An 18,538-nucleotide genomic window follows, 5' to 3' on the forward strand; every position below is an offset into this window, starting at 1 on the left:
TCGGATTTTCAAGGCTACGGCCCTGCCGACGCGCCGCCATGGGCGCGAGCAGAGCCGCGGTGCCGGGCATTACATCTTGCACTGCGCGGCGAGGTCGCCGCGCGTCTTGATGTGGATCTCGCCCTTGGTTGCAAACTGGGCGCCGTCGGGGCCCTTGACGACGTCGACGCGATAGAAGGGCGCCTCGGGGAACTGGTTGCTGGCGAACTTGAACGAACCGCGCACCGATTGGAAGTCGGCCGCCCTGAGCGCGGCGCGCAAGGCGGCGCGGTCGGCCACGCTGCCGTGCGTCTTGGCGAGCGCCGAATCGATCAGATTGGCCGCGTCATACGACTGCGCCGCGTACATCGAAGGCGAGCGGTGGTACTTCTTTTCGAACGCGGCCACGAACTGCTTGTTCTCGGGGTTGTCCAGGTCGGGCGAATACGGCGCGCTGGTCACCGCGCCGACAGCCAGATCCTTGAGCGCCGGCAGCGTCGAGCCGTCGATGGTCGCGACCGAGATCAGCGGAATCTTGCCCAGCAGGCCCGCCTGGCGGTACTGTTTGACGAAGTTCACGCCCATGCCGCCGGGATAGAACACATAGACGGCATCGGGCTTGGAGGCTTGCAATTGCGCGATCTCGGCCGAGTAGTCGGGCTGGTTGACCTGGGTATAGACCTCGTCGAGGATGTGGCCCGTGTAGTCCCGCTTGAAGCCGTTCACCGCATCGCGCCCGGCCTGGTAGTTGGGCGCCATCACGTACATATTCTTGTAGCCCAGGTCGCTCGAGAGCTGGCCGCCGGCCTCATGCAGCTCGTCGTTGTCCCACGAGGTGGAGAAGTAATTGGGCGAGCATTGCGCGCCGGCGATTGGCGCGGGACCGGCGTTGGACCCCACCATGATCACGCCGGCGCCGGTCACGCTCTTGTGTATGGCCATCATCACGTTCGAGAAGGTAATGCCGGTGATGATGGACACCTTGTCGCGCTCGATCAGCTTCTGCGCGGCCTGCACGCCGACGTCCGGCCTGAGCTGGTCGTCTTCCTTGATGACCTGGACCGGCACGCCGCCGAGCTTGCCGCCCTTTTGCTCGATGGCGAGCATGAACGCGTCGTACTGGTCCTGGCCCAGCGCGCCGCCCGGGCCGGACAGCGTGCCGATGAAGCCGATCTTTACTGGCGCGGCCGATTGCGCCTGGGCGCCGCCCGAGGCGATTGCCGCCGCCGCGGCCAGCGCGCCGAGCACGGCAAGGGTTGTACGTCGCATGGTCTTGGTCCCCGTCATCATGGTCTCCAGAGGCGCTGCTTTGAAAACGCCGGGCAACGCCAGACCGCTTCTAGACGTCGGTCGGTTTTGGGTTGAACGTGGCCAGGCGCGATATATATAGTTTAAGTATCAACTATTTTTCAGAAAGCGTAGTCGACGCATTTTTCTCATGCAAGCAATTTCGAGAGCACTTCGGGTAAGCCCGGGGCCGCCTTGCGCGGCATGAACCGAGTCCGAAAAACGCGAGCGCATTGCCGGTCAGTATGCAGGCTTTGACGCCGGCGTCCGCTTCATGCGAACGTCGGTCATCCAGGAATGGCTGGGTGAGTAGCGACCAGTGCGTGACCGCTCTGGCGATCACCGCCACAGCCCTCTGAATAGGTAAGCGCGCCCGGGGCTGTCCGGGCTGCCCGCTACAGCGTTTCCTCGTTGACGAGGTCTTGCCTGCCGTAGAACTTCACGCCGATCTGGATGCGCTCGCGGCCCTGGTCGCGGCGGTGGCGGTTGCTGTCGCGCAGGCTGTAGACGCAGCCGCAGTATTCCTGCTGGTAGAAGTTCTCGCGCTTGCTGATTTCGATCATGCGCTGCGAACCGCCGCCCTTGCGCCAGTTGTAGGTCCAGTAGACCAGGTCGTCGTAGCGGGCAGCGGCGCGAACGCCTGCGCCGTTGATCTGGTTCATGTCCTTCCAGCGCGAAATGCCCAGCGAGCTGGTGATGGTGTCGTAGCCGTGCTCGTGCGCGTACAGGGCGGTGCGCTCGAAACGCATGTCGAAGCACTGGGTGCAGCGCTCGCCGCGCTCGGGTTCGTGCTCCAGGCCCTTGATGCGGTCGAACCAGTTGTCCACGTCGTAGTCCGCGTCGATGAACGGGATGCCGTGCTGCTCGGCGAAGCGGATGTTCTCGTTCTTGCGGATCTCGTACTCGCGCACGGGATGGATGTTGGGGTTATAGAAGAAAATGGCGTAATCAATGCCCGAGGCCGTCATGGCCTCCATGACCTCGCCCGAGCAGGGCGCGCAGCAGGAATGCAGCAGCACTTTCCTGCTGCCTTCGGGCAGATCGAGGGTGGGGCGGATGAATTCGGTCATGATGGAGGAAAGCGTAAAACGTCAGGGATATCAGTATTTTACGCGATCCCTTGGCCTCGATCCGAGGGCGTTTACGCGCGGCTGGTCACTTCGATCAAGTGATAGCCGAACTGCGTGCGCACCGGGCCCTGCACTTCGTTGACCGGCGCGCTGAACACCACGCTGTCGAACTCGGGCACCATCTCGCCCGGGCCGAAGCTGCCCAGGTCGCCGCCTTGCTGGCCGGAAGGGCAACTGGAGTGCTGCTGGGCAAGTTCGGCGAAGCTGGCGCCTTTCTCGATGGCGGTTTTAAGTTCATTGGCCTGGGCTTCGGTCGAAACCAGGATATGGCGGGCGGTGGCCAGAGACATGTCGGACTCCTGAAAAGAAGGAAAAGGCGCCGCTTAAGGTCAGGCGAAAACGGCGTGCCACAGTGCTTTTACACCATTGCGCTCGGCAACCAGTTCATCCTTGGGCAGACGGGCGTCCTCGATGCCCTGCAGCCGCAGCTTGTGCTGCGCGGCCCGCAGGGTGCGATAGGCATCGCCGGCCCGCAGGGCCAGGTCGGTGGGAATCAGGCCGGCCTCTCCTGCAATGCGCAGCAGCGCGATATTGCCTAGATTTTCCAGCAGCGCCGGATACGCGGCCGCCTGGCTGAGCACCAGGTACTGCGTGACGAACTCCACGTCGACCATGCCGCCGCGGTCGTGCTTGAGGTCGAACAGAGGGTCGGCATGGGCATGTCCTTGGCTCATGCGCCCGCGCATGGCCAGCACCTCCCCGCGCAGCGTGGCCGGGTCGCGCGGCAGCACCAGGATTTCGCGGCGGATGCGCTCGAAGCGTTGACCCACCGCGGGGTCGCCGGCCGCAAAGCGCGCCCGGGTCAGCGCCTGATGCTCCCACATCCAGGCATGGTCGCGCTGATAGCGTTCGAAGCCCTCGATCGACACGGCCAGCAGGCCCGAGTCGCCGTCGGGCCGCAGGCGCAGGTCTACTTCGTACATGCGGCCCGAGGAGGTCATGGTCGAGAGCCAGGAGTTCATGCGCTGGCCGAGCTTGGCGTAGACCTCGGTGGCATCCTTGCGCGGATCGTCGAAGACGAAGACCAGGTCCAGGTCGGATACGTAGCCCAGTTCCTTGCCGCCCAGCTTGCCGTAGGCGATAGCCGCGAAATGCGGCGCGGCGCCTTCCTCCTTGTTGACCAGGGGCCAGACCCGGCGCAGGGCTTCGTCCAGCAGCAGGTCGGCCAGTGCCGAAAGCTGGTCGGCCAACTGCTCGACGGTGATCGTGCCTTCCAGGTCCTGCGCCAGCAGCTGGAAGCTCACCTGACGCTGCACGTCGCGCATCAGGTTCATCTGCCGCTCGATGTCGGGCGTGCCGTCGGTGAGCATGCTGGCGTCCAGATCGGCGGTCAGTTGGCGGCCGATCTGCGTCCAGTCGGGCGGGGTGAGCAAGGTGGTCCAGTCGATCAGGCCGTCCAGCAGCAAGGGATGCTGGCGCAGGTATTGCGCGGCCCAGGGACTGGCGGCCGTGATGCGCGCCACGCGCGCCAGCGTCTTGGGGTATTCGGCCAGCAGCGCCAGATAGGCGCTGCGCTGGGCGATGGCCTCGATCAGGTCTATGAGGCCGACGGCGCTGGCGACGGGCGCGCGGGTCTGCGCGGCGGCGTACAGGGCTGCCGGCAGCAGGGTGTCGACGCGGCGCCGGCTGGTTTCGGGCAGGCTCTGTATGCGATGGCCTGCCAGCATGGCCTCGGTGCGGCGCAGGATCTCGTCGGCTTGGGCGCCGAACTGCAAGCGCACCAGATCGGCCAGACTCTGGTCGCTGGCGTCCGCGTGCGCGACTGGCCGGCCCGTGCTGGCTTGCACCTGGCCGTCCAGGTCGTCCATGCCCGCGGCATGGAAGGCGTCGCGAAAAGCTTCGGAAACCACGGCGCGATGCCCTGCCAGGGTGCTTTCGAAGACCTCGGGCGAGTAGCCCAGCGCCGCCGCCAGGCCGGCGCGCCGCTCGGGTTCGACGGGCAGCAGATGGGTCTGTTCGTCCTCGCGGTATTGCAGGGCATGCTCGGTGCGGCGCAGGAACCGGTAGGCCGCTTCCAGTTTTTCGGCCTTGTCGGCATCCAGCAGGCCCGCGTCGCGCTCGGCGTACAGGGCGGGGATCAGGCCGCGCTGCTGCAAGGTCGGCATGCGTCCGCCGCGGATCAGCTGCGACAGCTGCACCACGAACTCGATCTCGCGGATGCCGCCGTCGCCCAGTTTGATGTTGTTGGCGTTGTCCTGGCCGCTGCGCGCCAGCGCGCGGCGGTTCCAGTCCTGGCGGATGCGTTCGCGCAGCGTGCGCAGCGCCGCCAGTGCGTCGAAGTCGAAATATTTGCGATAGACGAAGGGTCTGCGCAGGTTCTCGAATTGCTGCGCCTGGGCTTCGGACTGGCTGTCGGCCCAGGCTTGAGCCGGCATCAGGCGCGCCTTGAGCCAGGCATAGCGCTCCCATTCGCGGCCCTGGTCGACCAGGTATTGCTCGAAGGCGTCCAGGCTCCAGGCCAAGGGGCCCGAGTCGCCGTCCGGCCGCAGGCGCAGGTCGGTGCGAAACACCTGGCCGTCGGCGTCGATCTCGGACAGCATGGGCATCATGCGGCGCGTCAGCCGGCCGTAGAACTCATGGTGGCTGATGGGACGCGGCCCGTCGGTCTCGCCTTCCTCGCCGTAGAGCATGACCAGATCGATATCGGAGGATACGTTCAGTTCCCCTCCGCCCAGCTTGCCCATGCCGACGATCAGCATTTCCTGGGGCCTGCCGGTGGCGGGGTCGCGCGCAGCGCCGTGCGTCCCGGACAGGTCGTGGGCGGCGCTGCGGTAAGCGGTGGCGACGGCCAGGTCGGCAAGGGCCGTCATCGCGCCGCCGACTTCTTCCAGGTCGGCCAGGCCGGCCAGGTCGCGCACCGCCAGCAGGCACAGAACGCGCTCGCGCAGCCGCCGCAGAACGCGCCGGCATCCCGCCTCGGGCAGGGGCTCCGCCGTTGGCCCGGCGAATTCGGCGAACCAGGCCGACAGGACATCGGCAGTGACGGGGTGCTGCGCCTGTCCGGCCAGCCATTCGGGCAACTCGGGGCGCGCCGTGATACGGCGGCGCAGGTAGCCGGACCAGGCCAGCGCAGATTCAAGCGGATCGTGGGTTGGCATGCTTGTTTCGTTTAAAAGCGGATGCAAAGACGGGGTTACCCGTTTCCTGATAAGGTCACGATACTTCATCTAACTCCGCTTTTGCCCGCGCCTACTCGTGATTCCGACCACCCAAGTCCTGCGGTTCCTGTTTTGGGGCGTTCTGGCGGTTGTCGCGATTTTCCTGATGACCTGCCTCGGACTGCGCTATCTGGTGCTGCCCAAGATCGATCAGTGGCGCCCGCAGATCGAGCACTACGCTTCGCGGGCTGTAGGTGCTCCGGTGCACATTGGCGCCATCGCGGCCGATTGGAGTGGGCTGGATCCGCGGCTGCACTTGTCGGCAGTCCAGTTCTACGGCGGGCCGGACAAGTCCCAGCCCACCGTCAGCCTGCCTTCTGTCGACGCCGTCGTGGGCTGGCGCAGCGTGTTTCGCCTGGCGCCGCGTCTGCTGTCGCTGAGCATCAAGGGGGCCGACCTGACCGTGCGGCGTGACGCCGCCGGCCTTTTGTGGGTGGCCGGCATGTCTTTCGATCCGGCCGATGCGTCGTCCGAGGTCGATTCGCCCTTGCTGGTCTGGCTGTCCCAGCAGCGCCAACTGGCGCTGACCGACACCACCGTGCACTGGCTCGACGAAAAGCGTCAGGCGCCGGAGCTGGTGTTCAGGCACATCGATGCGCTGTTGCGCAACGGCTTGCTGTCGCACCGTTTCGCTTTGCACTTGACGCCGCCGCAAGCCCTGTCGGCCGGCATAACCGTGCGCGGAGAGCTCAAGCGGCGCTTTTTCACGCTGCATCGCTCCGGGCCGTCGAGCTGGAACGGCGATTTCTACCTGCAGATCGACGATACCGAACCCGCCTCATGGTCGCCGTGGGTGGCCGTGCCGCCGGTAAAGGGCCGGTTCGCCGCGCGCGCCTGGGTCAAGCTGACGCATGGCCAGATCGGCGAGGTGACCCTGGATGCGGTGGCACGTGGGCTAGATACCGCCTTGCCCGGCCAGGCGGGCAGCCTGGCGGCGCGGCAGGTGCGTCTGCACCTGGACGGCATGCCGGGAAACCTGGGCTTGGTGCCGCGAGACGCTTTGCCTGTGCCGCTGGCGCACGGCAGGGCCGGGCAAGGCGTGCTGCTGCAGATCCAGGCGCAGGGCGTGCAGGCCCGCCTGCCGCGGGTGTTCGACACCCCCAGCCTGAAGGCCGATACTCTGAACGTCGATGCCAGCCTGGTACACCCATCCGGGAAGCCCTTGACGCTCGAGTTGCGGCAATTGCAGCTTAAAAACGACGATATCGACCTGTCCGCGCAGGGCCGCTGGCGCAATGACGGCGGCGCCGGTACCGCCGACCTGCAGGGCCGGATCGTGCGTGCGTCCGTCTCGGCCATAGCCAGCTATCTGCCTCAGGCCGTCAACCCGGATGTGCGACGCTGGATGCGCGACGGTTTGCTGGCGGGCCAAGTGAGCGATGCCGCGGTCAAGCTCAAGGGACGGCTGGACGAATTCCCGTTTACCGGGGCGGGCAGTGCCGGCACATTCCGCGTCGCGGGCCGCTTTCAGGGAGCTCGGCTCGATTACGCGCCCGCGCACGGCGATCGTAAAGGCTGGCCCCTGCTTGCGGACATGTCGGGCACCTTTGAGGTGGACAAGTCCAGCCTGACGCTCGACAGCGCCGGCGGCTCGGTGCAAACCGGCCCTGACCAGTCGGTGGCCTTGCAGCACTTGCATGCCACCATTGCCAACATGGAGCACGACGCGCAGCTGGAAGTCTCGGGCACGAGCGCAGCGCCCGTGCCAGCCTACCTGGCCGTCGCCGCCAACTCCCCTCTGGGCAAGCTGCTCGACGGTATGCTGGATCATGCCCAAGGCTCGGGCGACTGGCAGGTTTCCTTGAACCTGTACGTACCGCTCCTGCATACCCAGGATACGCGGGTGGACGGCCATATCCTGTTCCAGGGAAATACCTTGCGGTTCATGCCGCAGCTGCCCGCACTAGGCGATCTGCAGGGCGATCTGGCGTTCTCCGACCAGGGCATGCAGACCAAGTCGCTGCGTGGCACCTTCCTGGGCGGACCGATGCAGGTGTCGGGCAAGCTGGGACACGGGGACTCCCTGGCCTTCTCCGGCACTCTGGCCGCCGCCGCTCTGGACGAACTGGGCAAGCTGCCGGCCTGGAAACGCTTATCGGGCAGGACAGCCTATCAGGGCCGCCTGTCCTATGCCAAGGGCGGCGAAGTGGACGCGACGGTGCGCAGCGACCTGGCCGGCCTGGCCATCGACCTACCTGCCCCCCTGGGCAAGGCGGCATCCGGCAGTCTGCCCTTGAGCCTGAAATGGGGCCCCGCCGCCGATGGCGGCCGCGCCGGCCGGCGCTGGCTTTCGGGCGAGGTGGGCCGCGACATCAACCTGCTGCTCGAGTACGACCCGTCGGATCGCCGCGCCGCCTATTTCGCGCGCGGCGCGATCGGATTTGGGCGGGCGGCGTCCTTGCCTGCCCGCGGCCTAAGCTTGTCGGGCAAGCTCGATACGCTGGATGTCGACGCGTGGAACGACACCCTGAAAAGTTTTGCGCCCCCAAGCGAGGCCAAGGGCAAGGCGCGCTCGCGCCCGGAACCCCCGATTCTGCCGGAACTGTCATCGGTCAGCCTGTCGGCCCGGCACTTGGTCGCGGCAGGCCAGGATTTTGACGACCTGACGCTCGATGCCCAGCAGCCGGCACCCCGGCAATGGCGGGTATCGATCGACTCCAGGCAGAGCGCCGGCACGCTGGAATGGGCCCAGGCTTCGGACACGACGGCGGGCAAGATCACGGCGCGTTTCACCCGTCTGTCGCTGGGCAAGGCGGGCGAGACTGACAATAGCGGCCAGGGCGAGCGCTCCGGCAAGGACAGGCGCGGCGACCTGTCTGACTTTCCGGGGATTGATCTGCAAGCCAAGCAGTTCGTGTTCTACGGACACGACCTAGGCAGCTTGAGCGTGTCGGGCACCAATCTCGAACGCGGCAACCTGTGGCGGCTCGACAAGCTGGATATTGCCAACGATCTGGCCACGCTCAATGCCACCGGCACGCTGCGCATGAGCGGCCCGGATCGGGGCCTGACCGCCAATGCCGACATCAATTTCAAGGACCTGGGTGCCATGTTGGATCGGCTGGACCTGCACCCGATCGGCGGCGGCCATGGCACGCTCCAGGGCAAGTTCTTCTGGCGCGACCTGCCCTGGCGCCACGACATGTCCGACGTCGATGGCAGCTTTCACGTCAATTTCGAAAAAGGCCGCTTCATCAACGTCAGCTCGCACGCCGCGCGCCTGCTGGAGCTGCTGTCGCTGCAATCGATTCAGCGTCTGGCCACGCTCAACACCAACCCGGTCAACCTGCTGCGCCAGGGCTTTCCCTTCGACACGATCACAGGCGACATGCGTCTGTCCAAGGGGGTGATGAACCTGGAGACCTACAAGATCAACGGCCCGTCCGCCGCCGTCGCGTTGGAAGGCAAGACCGACATCGTCAACGAGACCTGGGATCTGCACGCCATCGTCGTGCCCAACCTGGATGCCAGCGGCGCGGCCATCGCGGCGACCCTGGTCAATCCGGTGATCGGCATCGGTGCGTTCATCACGCAGTGGCTGCTCAATAAGCCGCTGGCACGCGCCCTGGCTTCGGAGTATCACGTCACCGGCAGCTGGGATGCCCCCAAGATCGACGCCGTGGAAACGAAAGCGCCGCTCGCGGAGACCGCGTCGCAAATCGGTCACTGACCGCCCGGGCGTCGATGCCGCGGCCGGGGCAATTGCGCGCGCATGAAAAAACCGCCTCGCGAGGCGGTTTTTTCATGCGGTGCGGGTTCGCTCAGCGCTTCATCATGTCGAAGAATTCGGCGTTGGTCTTGGTCGCCTTCATCTTGTCGAGGATGAATTCCATGGACTGGATCTCGTCCATGTCGTGGATGAACTTGCGCAGCACCCACACCTTCTGCAGCAGTTCGGGCTTGATCAGCAGCTCTTCGCGGCGCGTGCCCGACTTGTTCAGGTTGATGGCCGGGTAGACGCGCTTTTCGGCCAGGCGGCGCTCCAGGTGCACTTCCGAGTTGCCGGTGCCCTTGAATTCTTCGTAGATCACTTCGTCCATGCGGCTGCCGGTCTCGACCAGCGCCGTGCCCAGGATCGTGAGCGAACCGCCTTCTTCCAGGTTGCGCGCCGCGCCGAAAAAGCGCTTGGGGCGCTGCAGGGCGTTGGCGTCCACGCCGCCGGTCAGCACTTTGCCCGAGGCCGGCACCACCGTGTTGTAGGCGCGCGCCAGGCGGGTGATGGAGTCCAGCAGGATGACCACATCCTTCTTCATCTCGACCAGGCGTTTGGCTTTCTCGATGACCATCTCGGCCACCTGCACGTGGCGCGTGGCGGGCTCGTCGAAGGTCGAGGCCACCACTTCGCCGCGCACGGTGCGCTGCATTTCGGTGACTTCCTCGGGGCGCTCGTCTACCAGCAGGACGATCATCACCGCTTCAGGGTAGTTGGTGGTGATGGCGTGCGCAATGTGCTGCATCATCACCGTCTTGCCGGACTTGGGGGGGGACACGATCAGGCCGCGCTGGCCGTGGCCGAGCGGGGCGAAGATGTCCATGATGCGGCCGGTGAGGTTTTCCTCGCTCTTGATGTCGCGCTCCAGGCGCATCACGCGGTCAGGGTGCAGCGGCGTCAGGTTCTCGAACATGATGCGGTGCTTGGCCGCCTCGGGCAGCACGCCGTTGATCTTGTCGACTTTGACCAGGGCGAAGTAGCGTTCGCCGTCCTTGGGTACGCGCACTTCGCCTTCGATCGAATCGCCGGTATGCAGGTTGAAGCGGCGGATCTGGGAGGGCGAGATGTAGATGTCGTCGGTGCTGGCCAGGTACGAGGTGTCGGGTGAGCGCAGGAAGCCGAAGCCGTCGGGCAGCACTTCGAGCACGCCGTCGCCGAAGATCTGCTCGCCTTGCTTGGCGCGCCGCTTCATGATGGCGAACATCAGTTCCTGCTTGCGCAGGCGGTTGGCGTTTTCGATTTCCAGGCCTGCGGCCATTTCCAGGAGCTGCGAGACGTGCTGCGCCTTTAGTTCGTTCAGATGCATTGCGATGGGGGGATGATCAGGAGATAGGTTGGCAGGCTGCGGACGCGCCTGCGCGGTGCTTGTCTTGCTTCGTTTGTTTTGGGATTCGCAGGCCGGGCCGCGCTAATCGCCAAGGCCCAGACCGGACATGTGCCGGCGAGGCCGCAAGGCCTCACTACCCAGGCAAGTGTACTCCCGGGGCCGGCCCACGGTGATGCTATTTTACAACGCGCCGTTCAGGAAGGCGGTGAGCTGCGATTTGGACAGGGCGCCCACCTTGGTGGCGGCGGCCTGGCCGTTCTTGAACAGCATCAGGGTGGGAATGCCGCGGATGCCGTACTTGGCGGCCGTGTCGGGGTTGGCATCGACATCGACCTTGGCCACGGTGAGACGGCCAGCATATTCGCCGGCAACCTCTTCGAGGATGGGGGCGATCATTTTGCAGGGGCCGCACCAGGTGGCCCAGTAATCGACCAGCACGGGCTGGGCGGATTGGAGCACGTCGGTGTCGAAGCTGGCGTCGCTGACGTGTTTGATTTGGTCGCTCATGGCAGTTCTCGGCAAAGCGGTTTTGAGAGGGAGAATTACGACTTCTCCCAAGCATAGCACCGTCCATAACCCCATGGCAGGGTTGCCCCTTGCCGGAGCACGGCATTTCCATGTTCTCGTAAAATGGCTGCTTTTCCACGGAATCTGAGGGCAACTTGGCCACACCGCGTTACACCGAAGCGTCCATTCGCGTACTCAAGGGTTTGGAGCCCGTGCGCCAGCGTCCGGGCATGTACACCCGCACCGAGAACCCCCTGCACATCGTGCAGGAGGTCATCGACAACGCGGCCGACGAAGCCCTGGCGGGCTACGGCAAACAGATCCTGGTCACCCTGCACGTAGACGGCAGCGTGTCCGTGGAGGACGACGGCCGCGGCATTCCGGTCGGCCTACACCCCGAAGAGCAGGTTCCGGTGGTCGAGATCGTGTTCACGCGGTTGCACGCGGGGGGCAAGTTCGACAAGGCCGCGGGGGGAGCCTATGCCTTCTCCGGTGGCCTGCACGGCGTGGGCGTATCGGTGACCAATGCCCTGGCGACCAGGATGGAAGTGACGGTCTGGCGCGAAGGCGGCGCGCATCGCCTGGTGTTTCGCAACGGCGACGTGGCTGAACCCTTGGTCGCGCTCGAGTCCGTGGCCAGGAAAAAGACCGGTACCCGCGTGCAGGTGTGGCCCGACGCCAAGTACTTCGACAGCCCGGCCATTCCGCTGAGCGAACTGACTCACCTGCTGCGCAGCAAGGCCGTGCTGTTGCCCGGCGTGAAGGTTGCGCTCAGGAACGAAAAAACGGGCGACAGCAAGACCTGGCAGTATGCCGACGGCCTGCGCGGCTACCTGGCCGAAGCCCTGGCCGGCGCCGAATTGATGATTCCCTTCTTCGAGGGCGAGCAGTACGCCGATGCCGACCACGAGACCTTCGCCGAAGGCGAGGGCGCCCAGTGGGCCGTGGCCTGGACCGAGGACGGCAACGTGACGCGCGAGTCCTATGTCAACCTGATTCCGACGCCGGCCGGTGGCACGCACGAATCGGGCCTGCGCGAAGGCCTGTTCGGCGCGGTCAAGAGCTTCGCCGAACTGCATGGACTGCTGCCCAAGGGCGTGAAGCTGCTGCCTGAAGACGTCTTTGCCCGCGCCAGCTTCGTACTTTCGGCCAAGGTGCTGGACCCGCAGTTCCAGGGGCAGATCAAGGAGCGCCTGAACAGCCGGGACGCCGTGCGCCTGGTCGGCGGCTTCTGCAAGGGTGCGCTCGACCTGTGGCTCAACAGCCACGTCGAATACGGCAAGAAGCTTGCGGAACTGGCCATCCGCCAGGCCCAGGCCCGCGCCCGCTCGGCGCAGAAGGTGGAAAAGCGCAAGAGCTCGGGCGTGGCCGTGCTGCCCGGCAAGCTCACCGACTGCGAAAGCTCGGACGCCGCTCGCACCGAGGTTTTTCTGGTCGAGGGTGACTCGGCCGGCGGCTCGGCCAAGATGGGCCGCGACAAGGAATTCCAGGCCATTCTGCCGCTGCGCGGCAAGGTGCTCAATTCCTGGGAAGTCGAACGCGACCGCCTCTTCGCCAACAACGAAATCCACGACATCTCGGTCGCCATCGGCGTCGATCCGCACGGTCCCGACGACACCCCCGACCTGTCCGGACTGCGCTACGGCCGCATCTGCATCCTGTCCGACGCCGACGTCGACGGCTCGCACATCCAGGTCCTGCTGCTCACGCTCTTCTACAGGCATTTTCCCAAGCTGGTCGAGGCCGGCAATATCTACGTCGCCCGCCCGCCCCTGTTCCGTCTGGACGTCCCCGCCGCCGGCAAGCGTCCGCCGCGCAAGCTCTACTGCCTGGACGATGAGGAACTCAACGCCGCGCAGGACAAGCTGCGCAAGGAGGGCGTGCGCGACGGCGCCTGGAGTATCAGCCGCTTCAAGGGCCTGGGCGAGATGAACCCCGAACAGCTTTGGGACACTACCCTCAACCCCGACACCCGGCGCCTGCTGCCCGTGGCTTACGGCAGCCTCTCGCCCACGCAAACCCTGGCCATGTTCGACATGCTGATGGGCAAGGGCGAATCCGCCCAGCGCCGCGCCTGGATCGAGGAAAAAGGCAATCTGGCCGAGTTGGACATCTGATTGACGACTAAAGAATTCAAAGATTCGAAAGATCAAATGACCGACACCAACCAAACCGACCTCTTCGCCCAGCAACAACCCGACGAAGACCAAGCCATCACCCTGGGCCGCTACGCCGAACAAGCCTATCTCGACTACGCCGTCTCCGTCGTGCGCGGCCGTGCGCTGCCCGACGTGGGCGACGGCCAGAAGCCGGTCCAGCGCCGCATCCTGTACGCCATGCAGGCCATGGGCCTGGCCGCCGGCGCCAAGCCGGTCAAATCCGCGCGCGTCGTCGGCGACGTCCTGGGTAAATACCATCCCCACGGCGACCAGGCCGCCTACGACGCCATGGTCCGCATGGCGCAGAACTTCTCCCTGCGCTATCCGCTCGTCGACGGCCACGGCAACTTCGGCTCGCGCGACGGCGACAACGCCGCCGCCATGCGCTACACCGAAGCGCGCCTGACGCCCTTCTCCAAGCTGTTGCTCGACGAACTGGACGAAGGCACCGTCGACTTCATCCCCAACTACGACGGCAGCCAGCAGGAGCCGCAGCAGTTGCCCGCCCGCCTGCCCATCGCGCTGCTCAATGGCGCCTCCGGCATCGCCGTGGGCATGGCCACCGAAATGCCCTCGCACAACCTGGGCGAAGTCGCTGGAGCCTGCGTGGCTTTGCTGCGCAATCCCAGGCTGCCTGACGAGGAACTCCATGCCCTGGTGCCGGGGCCCGACTTCGCCGGCGGCGGCCAGATCATCACCCCCGCGGCGGACATCAGGCAGATCTACGCCACCGGCCGCGGCTCGCTCAAGGCGCGTGCACGCTGGCAATTCGAGGAGATGGCGCGTGGTCAATGGCAGTTGGTGGTGCATGAACTGCCGCCCGGCGCCTCGTGCCAGAAAGTGCTGGAAGAGATCGAGGAACTCACCAATCCTAAGATCAAGGCCGGCAAGAAGAGCCTGACGCCCGAGCAGCAGCAGGTCAAGGCCATGATGCTCAATCTGCTGGACGCAGTGCGCGACGAGTCGGGCAAGGACGCCGCCGTGCGCCTGGTCTTCGAGCCCAAGACTTCCAAGGTCGATCGCGACGAGTTCGTCAATACGCTGCTGGCGCAGACCAGCATGGAAAGCAACGTCCCGGTCAACCTGGTGTGCATAGGCATCGATGGCCGGCCGCGGCAGCAGGGCCTGCGCGACATCCTCGTCCAATGGCTGGCCTTTCGCACCGATACCGTCACGCGCCGCACACGCCATCGCCTGGACAAGGTCATCGACCGCATCCATGTGCTCGAAGGCCGCATGCTGGTCTACCTGAACGTCGACGAAGTCATCCAGACCATACGCGAATCGGACGAACCCAAGGCGGCGCTCATGGCGCGCTTTCGTCTTTCCGAGCGTCAGGCCGAGGACATCCTGGAGATGCGCCTGCGTCAGCTGGCGCGCCTGGAAGGCATCAAGATCGAGCAGGAGCTGTCCGACAAGCGCGCGGAGCAGGGCCGCCTGCAGGAGTTACTGGACAATCCGTCGTTGATGAAGCGCCTCATCGTCAAGGAGATCGAATCCGACGCCAAGCAATATGGCGACGCGCGCCGCACACTTATCGAAACCGCCGATCGTGCCGTACTTGAGACCCGCGTACTCGATGAGCCGGTCACAGTGATCGTGTCGCAGAAAGGCTGGCTGCGCGCCCGCCAGGGTCATGGACATGACGCGACGCAATTCGCCTTCAAGCAGGGCGACGAAATCTACGGCGCCTTCGAATGCCGCACCACTGACACGCTCGTGGCCTTGGCCAGCAATGGCCGCGTGTATTCGGTGGCCGTGGCGGGGCTGCCTTCGGCGCGCGGTGACGGCCTGCCCGTCACTGCCATGATCGACCTGGAGGCCGGCTCGCGCATCGTGCACATGATCGCGGCGGCGCCCGACACGCGCTGGCTTTTCGCCACGCGCGGCGGTTACGGCTTTGCCGCTGCTCTTGGCGAACTCTTTAGCCGCAACAAGGCCGGCAAGCAGTTCATCACGCTGGAAACGGGCGATGCCATCCTGCGTCCGGTGCCGCTTTTCGCCGGAGCCGACAAGCTGGCGCTGCTGTCGGCCAAGGGCAAGTTCCTGGTCTTCGGCCTGGGCGAGGTCAAGGTCCAGCCCGGGGGCGGGCGCGGCACCATTCTCATGGGCCTGGACGACAAGGACGGCCTGGCTCAGGCCGTGCCTATCGGTGCGGGCGGCCTGCGCGTGGCGGGCGTCTACCGCAACAAGCCCGTCGAAGATATCCTGGCCGGCAGAGACCTGGACCCGTATCTGAGCAAGCGCGCCCGCAAGGGCCGGCTGCTGGACGTGCGGCCCAAGGACCCGGTGCTGTCGCCGGTCATTTCATAAATTGAAGCGAGAGCGAATATCTCCGCAAATCAATGGATAGAGATGTGCGGTTTCTGTAGTATCTATTAACCGAAATAGCGGGTTTTCGACACTCAAATGCTAGGCCCCAAACTGCGCAGCGCACGAGTCGACCAATACAAGGCCCTGGGGGAAAAAGGACGGCCGCTCTATACGTTTGCCCACGAGATACTGGCGCTGATAGAAAGAGAACGCCCCGATCTGGTCTCCAGCTTTGCCGTGCCCCAGCTCAGCGACGACGGCAGCTGGATAGACTGGTATGCGCCGGAGCCGGGTGTGGTCGCCTCCTGGGGCGAGATCATGGCGTCCGAGCAGGAGGAGGCCAGGGCGCGCTTAGTCGGCGTTCGTCATCAAATCAACAAGCTGCAGAAGTCCCTTACCGGCGGCGACCAGGAGGAGCGCCTGTGCCGCGATATGCTGACCTGGGTGTTTCATCACCCGGACGCCAGCCACCGCTTCCTGATCAACGACAGACCGGTGCTCGCTTTCTGGGGCTTTCTGCACAAAGAGGCCAGGCTCGGCCTGGATCCGCTGGATTTTTCCGCCACGTACTACCCCGATTTTGCCGGGTCGGCGGTGCATCATGCCGTGCGGGCCCGTTCCGGCGATTCCGTGCCGTGGTGGCGGCGCTGGTGGCTGTGGCTGTGGCTGGCGCTGTTGGCGGCGGTGTTGGTATCGGTGTCGGTCTTCGGTTTGCCTACAATACCTACCGATCCGAACACCGACACCGTTCCCGCGGCCGGCAGCCAATACCCCACCCTTTCCCCGGACTATGATCCGTCTTTGTGCAAGAAAAACTGGGGGCAATGTGCGAATCGAGGCTGGCACGGCGGATCCCAGTAAATTCTGAATCCATGGCTGCACACATCCGCAGTTTGCACTGTTATCCCATCAAATCCTGCGCCGGCATCGACCTGCAATCGGTCGAACTGACGCGCGCCGGCCTGACGCACGACAGGCGCTGGATGCTGGTCGATGCCACCGGACATTTCATGACGCAGCGGCAGCTGCCGCGCATGGCGCTGATCCGTACGGCGCTCGACGCGCAGTCGCTGTTGTTGACCGCACCGCTGATGGAGCCGCTGCGCGTGCCGCTGGACGGTTCCCAGCTTGCCGACGCCGTAGAGAACGTCGTCGTCTGGAGCGCCACGGTGCCGGCCAGGGCCGAGAGCACGCGCGTCAATGCCTGGTTCAGCCGCTTCCTGAACCGTCCGTGCCGCCTGTTCAAGGTGGATATCGAGGCGCGCCGCACGCCCAATCCCGAATGGGTGGCGCGCTGGCTCGCGGCGCACCCCGATCTGGCCAGGCAGTTCGAGGGCGACCATGTGTTCGGCTTTGCCGATGGCTATCCGCTGCTGGTGACCAACCAGGCGTCGCTGGACGAGCTCAATGCCAGACTGGACGCGCAAGGCAAGCCGCCGGTGTCCATGAGCCGCTTTCGCCCCAATATTGTGGTGCGGGGCGAGGACTGGATGGCCTGGGACGAAGATCACACCGCGTTCCTGCAGGCTGGCGCCGCGGGGCTGGCGCTGGTCAAGCCCTGCGCGCGCTGTCCGATTCCCAACGTGGACCCGGTCACCGCCGATACCGGCGACGAACCCGGCGTGACATTGGCTGCCCTGCACACGCGGGAAACGGGCGTGATCTTCGGCATGAACGCCATCGTGGCGCAGCAGCGGTCCCTCACGCTCAACATCGGCGATCCGGTCGAGATTTCCCTGGATTTCTGAGAAAAGCCCGGATATCCGTTCCGGACGGTTGCAAAGCAGCGCGCGGCCTGGGACCGGGTCGGACCTGCGCGCGACGGCCTGCGTCAAGGAAGGTAAAATCCCGGTTTTGCCCGGTGGGCACAGGTCTTTTCCATCAAAGCGCTCATGAGTTTTCAGGTCACCATACAGTCCACCAACCATCAGTTCCCTGCCCAGCCCGATCAGTCCGTGCTGGACGCGGCGCTCGCCGCCGGATTGGTGCTGCCCTACAGCTGCCGCACCGGTGCATGTTCCACCTGCAAGGGCAAGGTCGTGTCCGGCGAGGTGGACGCGGGACCGTACCCCGCGCAGATCCTCTCGCCCGAGGATTTGTCCGAAGGCTATACGCTGTTCTGCCAGGCCCATGCCAAGTCCGATCTGGTGATCTCCGTCGCCGAGGTGCGCATGGCCTCCGACATCCAGATACGCAAGCTGCCGGTGCGTGTGATCGCGATCGAGCGCGCCGCGCCCGACGTGATGCTGCTCAAGCTGCAACTGCCGGCCTCCGAACAATTCCGCTACTACGCCGGCCAGTACGTCGAAGTCCTCATGAAGAACGGCGATCGGCGCAGCTACTCCATGGCCAACGCGCCGCACGCGGCCGCGCAGCTCGAACTGCACATCCGGCACACGCCCGGCGGCAAGTTCACCGACCATGTGTTCGGTGCCGGCCAGACGCAAATGAAAGAGCGTGAAATCCTGCGCCTGGAAGGCCCTTTCGGTTCCTTCTTTCTGCGCGAGGAAAGCGACAAGCCCATCGTGCTGTTGGCCAGCGGCACGGGTTTCGCACCGATCAAGGCCATCGTCGAACACATGATCTTCAAGAACATCAGGCGTCCCGCCGTGCTGTACTGGGGCGGTCGCCGCCCACAGGATTTCTACATGGACGAACTGGCCAGGTCCTGGGAGGCGGCGCTTCCCGGTTTGCGCTATGTGCCCGTGGTATCCGATGCCTTGCCCGAAGATGCCTGGCAGGGTCGCACGGGCTTCGTGCACCAGGCCGTCATGCAGGATTTCCCCGATCTGTCCGGACACCAGGTCTATGCCTGCGGCGCGCCCATCGTGATCGACTCGGCCCGCCGCGACTTCACCGCGAAATGCGGTCTGCCGGCCGAAGAGTTCCATGCCGATTCCTTCACCTCGCAGGCGGATCTGGCCAGGATGGCCGGCGCCCAGGCCCCCGGGGCCTGAACTGGGGCG

At 65.2% G+C, this 18,538-nt stretch carries 12 protein-coding genes; 6 read left to right on the forward strand and 6 right to left on the reverse strand.

The annotated features are described in order from the left end of the window. Window positions 1-69: 69 nt before the first annotated feature. From H143_RS0112980 to glnE, 4 genes are all read right to left on the reverse strand, one after another. Window positions 70-1,248 carry an ABC transporter substrate-binding protein gene (locus H143_RS0112980; RefSeq protein WP_033366553.1) on the reverse strand — a complete coding sequence of 393 codons (1,179 nt, stop codon included), beginning with the start codon at window positions 1,246-1,248 and terminating at the stop codon, window positions 70-72. 413 nt (window positions 1,249-1,661) lie between these two features. Further along, the gene (locus H143_RS0112985) at window positions 1,662-2,336 is read right to left on the reverse strand and encodes an epoxyqueuosine reductase QueH (RefSeq protein WP_019938679.1); all 675 of its coding nucleotides are present in this window, start codon (window positions 2,334-2,336) and stop codon (window positions 1,662-1,664) included. A 71-nt stretch (window positions 2,337-2,407) separates the two neighbouring features. Next, entirely contained in the window at window positions 2,408-2,686 is a 279-nt protein-coding gene (locus tag H143_RS0112990) for a peptidylprolyl isomerase (RefSeq protein WP_019938680.1), read from the reverse strand. Window positions 2,687-2,725: 39 nt separating this feature from the next. Next, window positions 2,726-5,494 (reverse strand): bifunctional [glutamate--ammonia ligase]-adenylyl-L-tyrosine phosphorylase/[glutamate--ammonia-ligase] adenylyltransferase, encoded by a 2,769-nt coding sequence (glnE, locus tag H143_RS0112995; protein WP_019938681.1) that lies wholly within the window; start codon window positions 5,492-5,494, stop codon window positions 2,726-2,728. Window positions 5,495-5,591: 97 nt separating this feature from the next. Between glnE and H143_RS20650 the strand changes: the two genes are divergently transcribed. After that, window positions 5,592-9,224: a YhdP family protein gene (locus tag H143_RS20650; RefSeq protein WP_019938682.1), complete on the forward strand. Its 3,633-nt coding sequence runs from the start codon at window positions 5,592-5,594 to the stop codon at window positions 9,222-9,224. A 91-nt stretch (window positions 9,225-9,315) separates the two neighbouring features. Here the strand turns inward: H143_RS20650 and rho are convergent, their stop codons facing one another. Continuing rightward, complete coding sequence (gene rho / locus H143_RS0113005; protein WP_019938683.1) at window positions 9,316-10,572, reverse strand: transcription termination factor Rho; 1,257 nt, start codon at window positions 10,570-10,572, stop codon at window positions 9,316-9,318. Between the two features lie 201 nt (window positions 10,573-10,773). Then, complete coding sequence (gene trxA / locus H143_RS0113010; RefSeq protein ID WP_019938684.1) at window positions 10,774-11,100, reverse strand: thioredoxin TrxA; 327 nt, start codon at window positions 11,098-11,100, stop codon at window positions 10,774-10,776. 155 nt (window positions 11,101-11,255) lie between these two features. On the opposite strand from trxA, the gene H143_RS0113015 reads away from it, so the two are divergent. From H143_RS0113015 to H143_RS0113035, 5 genes are all read left to right on the forward strand, one after another. Then, on the forward strand, window positions 11,256-13,217 hold the full coding sequence (locus tag H143_RS0113015; RefSeq protein ID WP_019938685.1) for a DNA topoisomerase IV subunit B: 1,962 nt from the start codon (window positions 11,256-11,258) through the stop codon (window positions 13,215-13,217). Window positions 13,218-13,253: 36 nt separating this feature from the next. Beyond that, window positions 13,254-15,572: a DNA topoisomerase IV subunit A gene (gene parC, locus H143_RS0113020; protein WP_026350023.1), complete on the forward strand. Its 2,319-nt coding sequence runs from the start codon at window positions 13,254-13,256 to the stop codon at window positions 15,570-15,572. A 96-nt stretch (window positions 15,573-15,668) separates the two neighbouring features. Then, on the forward strand, window positions 15,669-16,433 hold the full coding sequence (locus tag H143_RS0113025; protein ID WP_026350024.1) for a hypothetical protein: 765 nt from the start codon (window positions 15,669-15,671) through the stop codon (window positions 16,431-16,433). Between the two features lie 11 nt (window positions 16,434-16,444). After that, window positions 16,445-17,320: an MOSC domain-containing protein gene (locus H143_RS0113030; RefSeq protein WP_019938687.1), complete on the forward strand. Its 876-nt coding sequence runs from the start codon at window positions 16,445-16,447 to the stop codon at window positions 17,318-17,320. Window positions 17,321-17,464: 144 nt separating this feature from the next. After that, complete coding sequence (locus tag H143_RS0113035; protein ID WP_019938688.1) at window positions 17,465-18,529, forward strand: CDP-6-deoxy-delta-3,4-glucoseen reductase; 1,065 nt, start codon at window positions 17,465-17,467, stop codon at window positions 18,527-18,529. Window positions 18,530-18,538 lie beyond the last annotated feature (9 nt).

Origin of the sequence: Bordetella sp. FB-8, from assembly GCF_000382185.1 — a bacterium.
Classification (GTDB): domain Bacteria; phylum Pseudomonadota; class Gammaproteobacteria; order Burkholderiales; family Burkholderiaceae_B; genus Bordetella.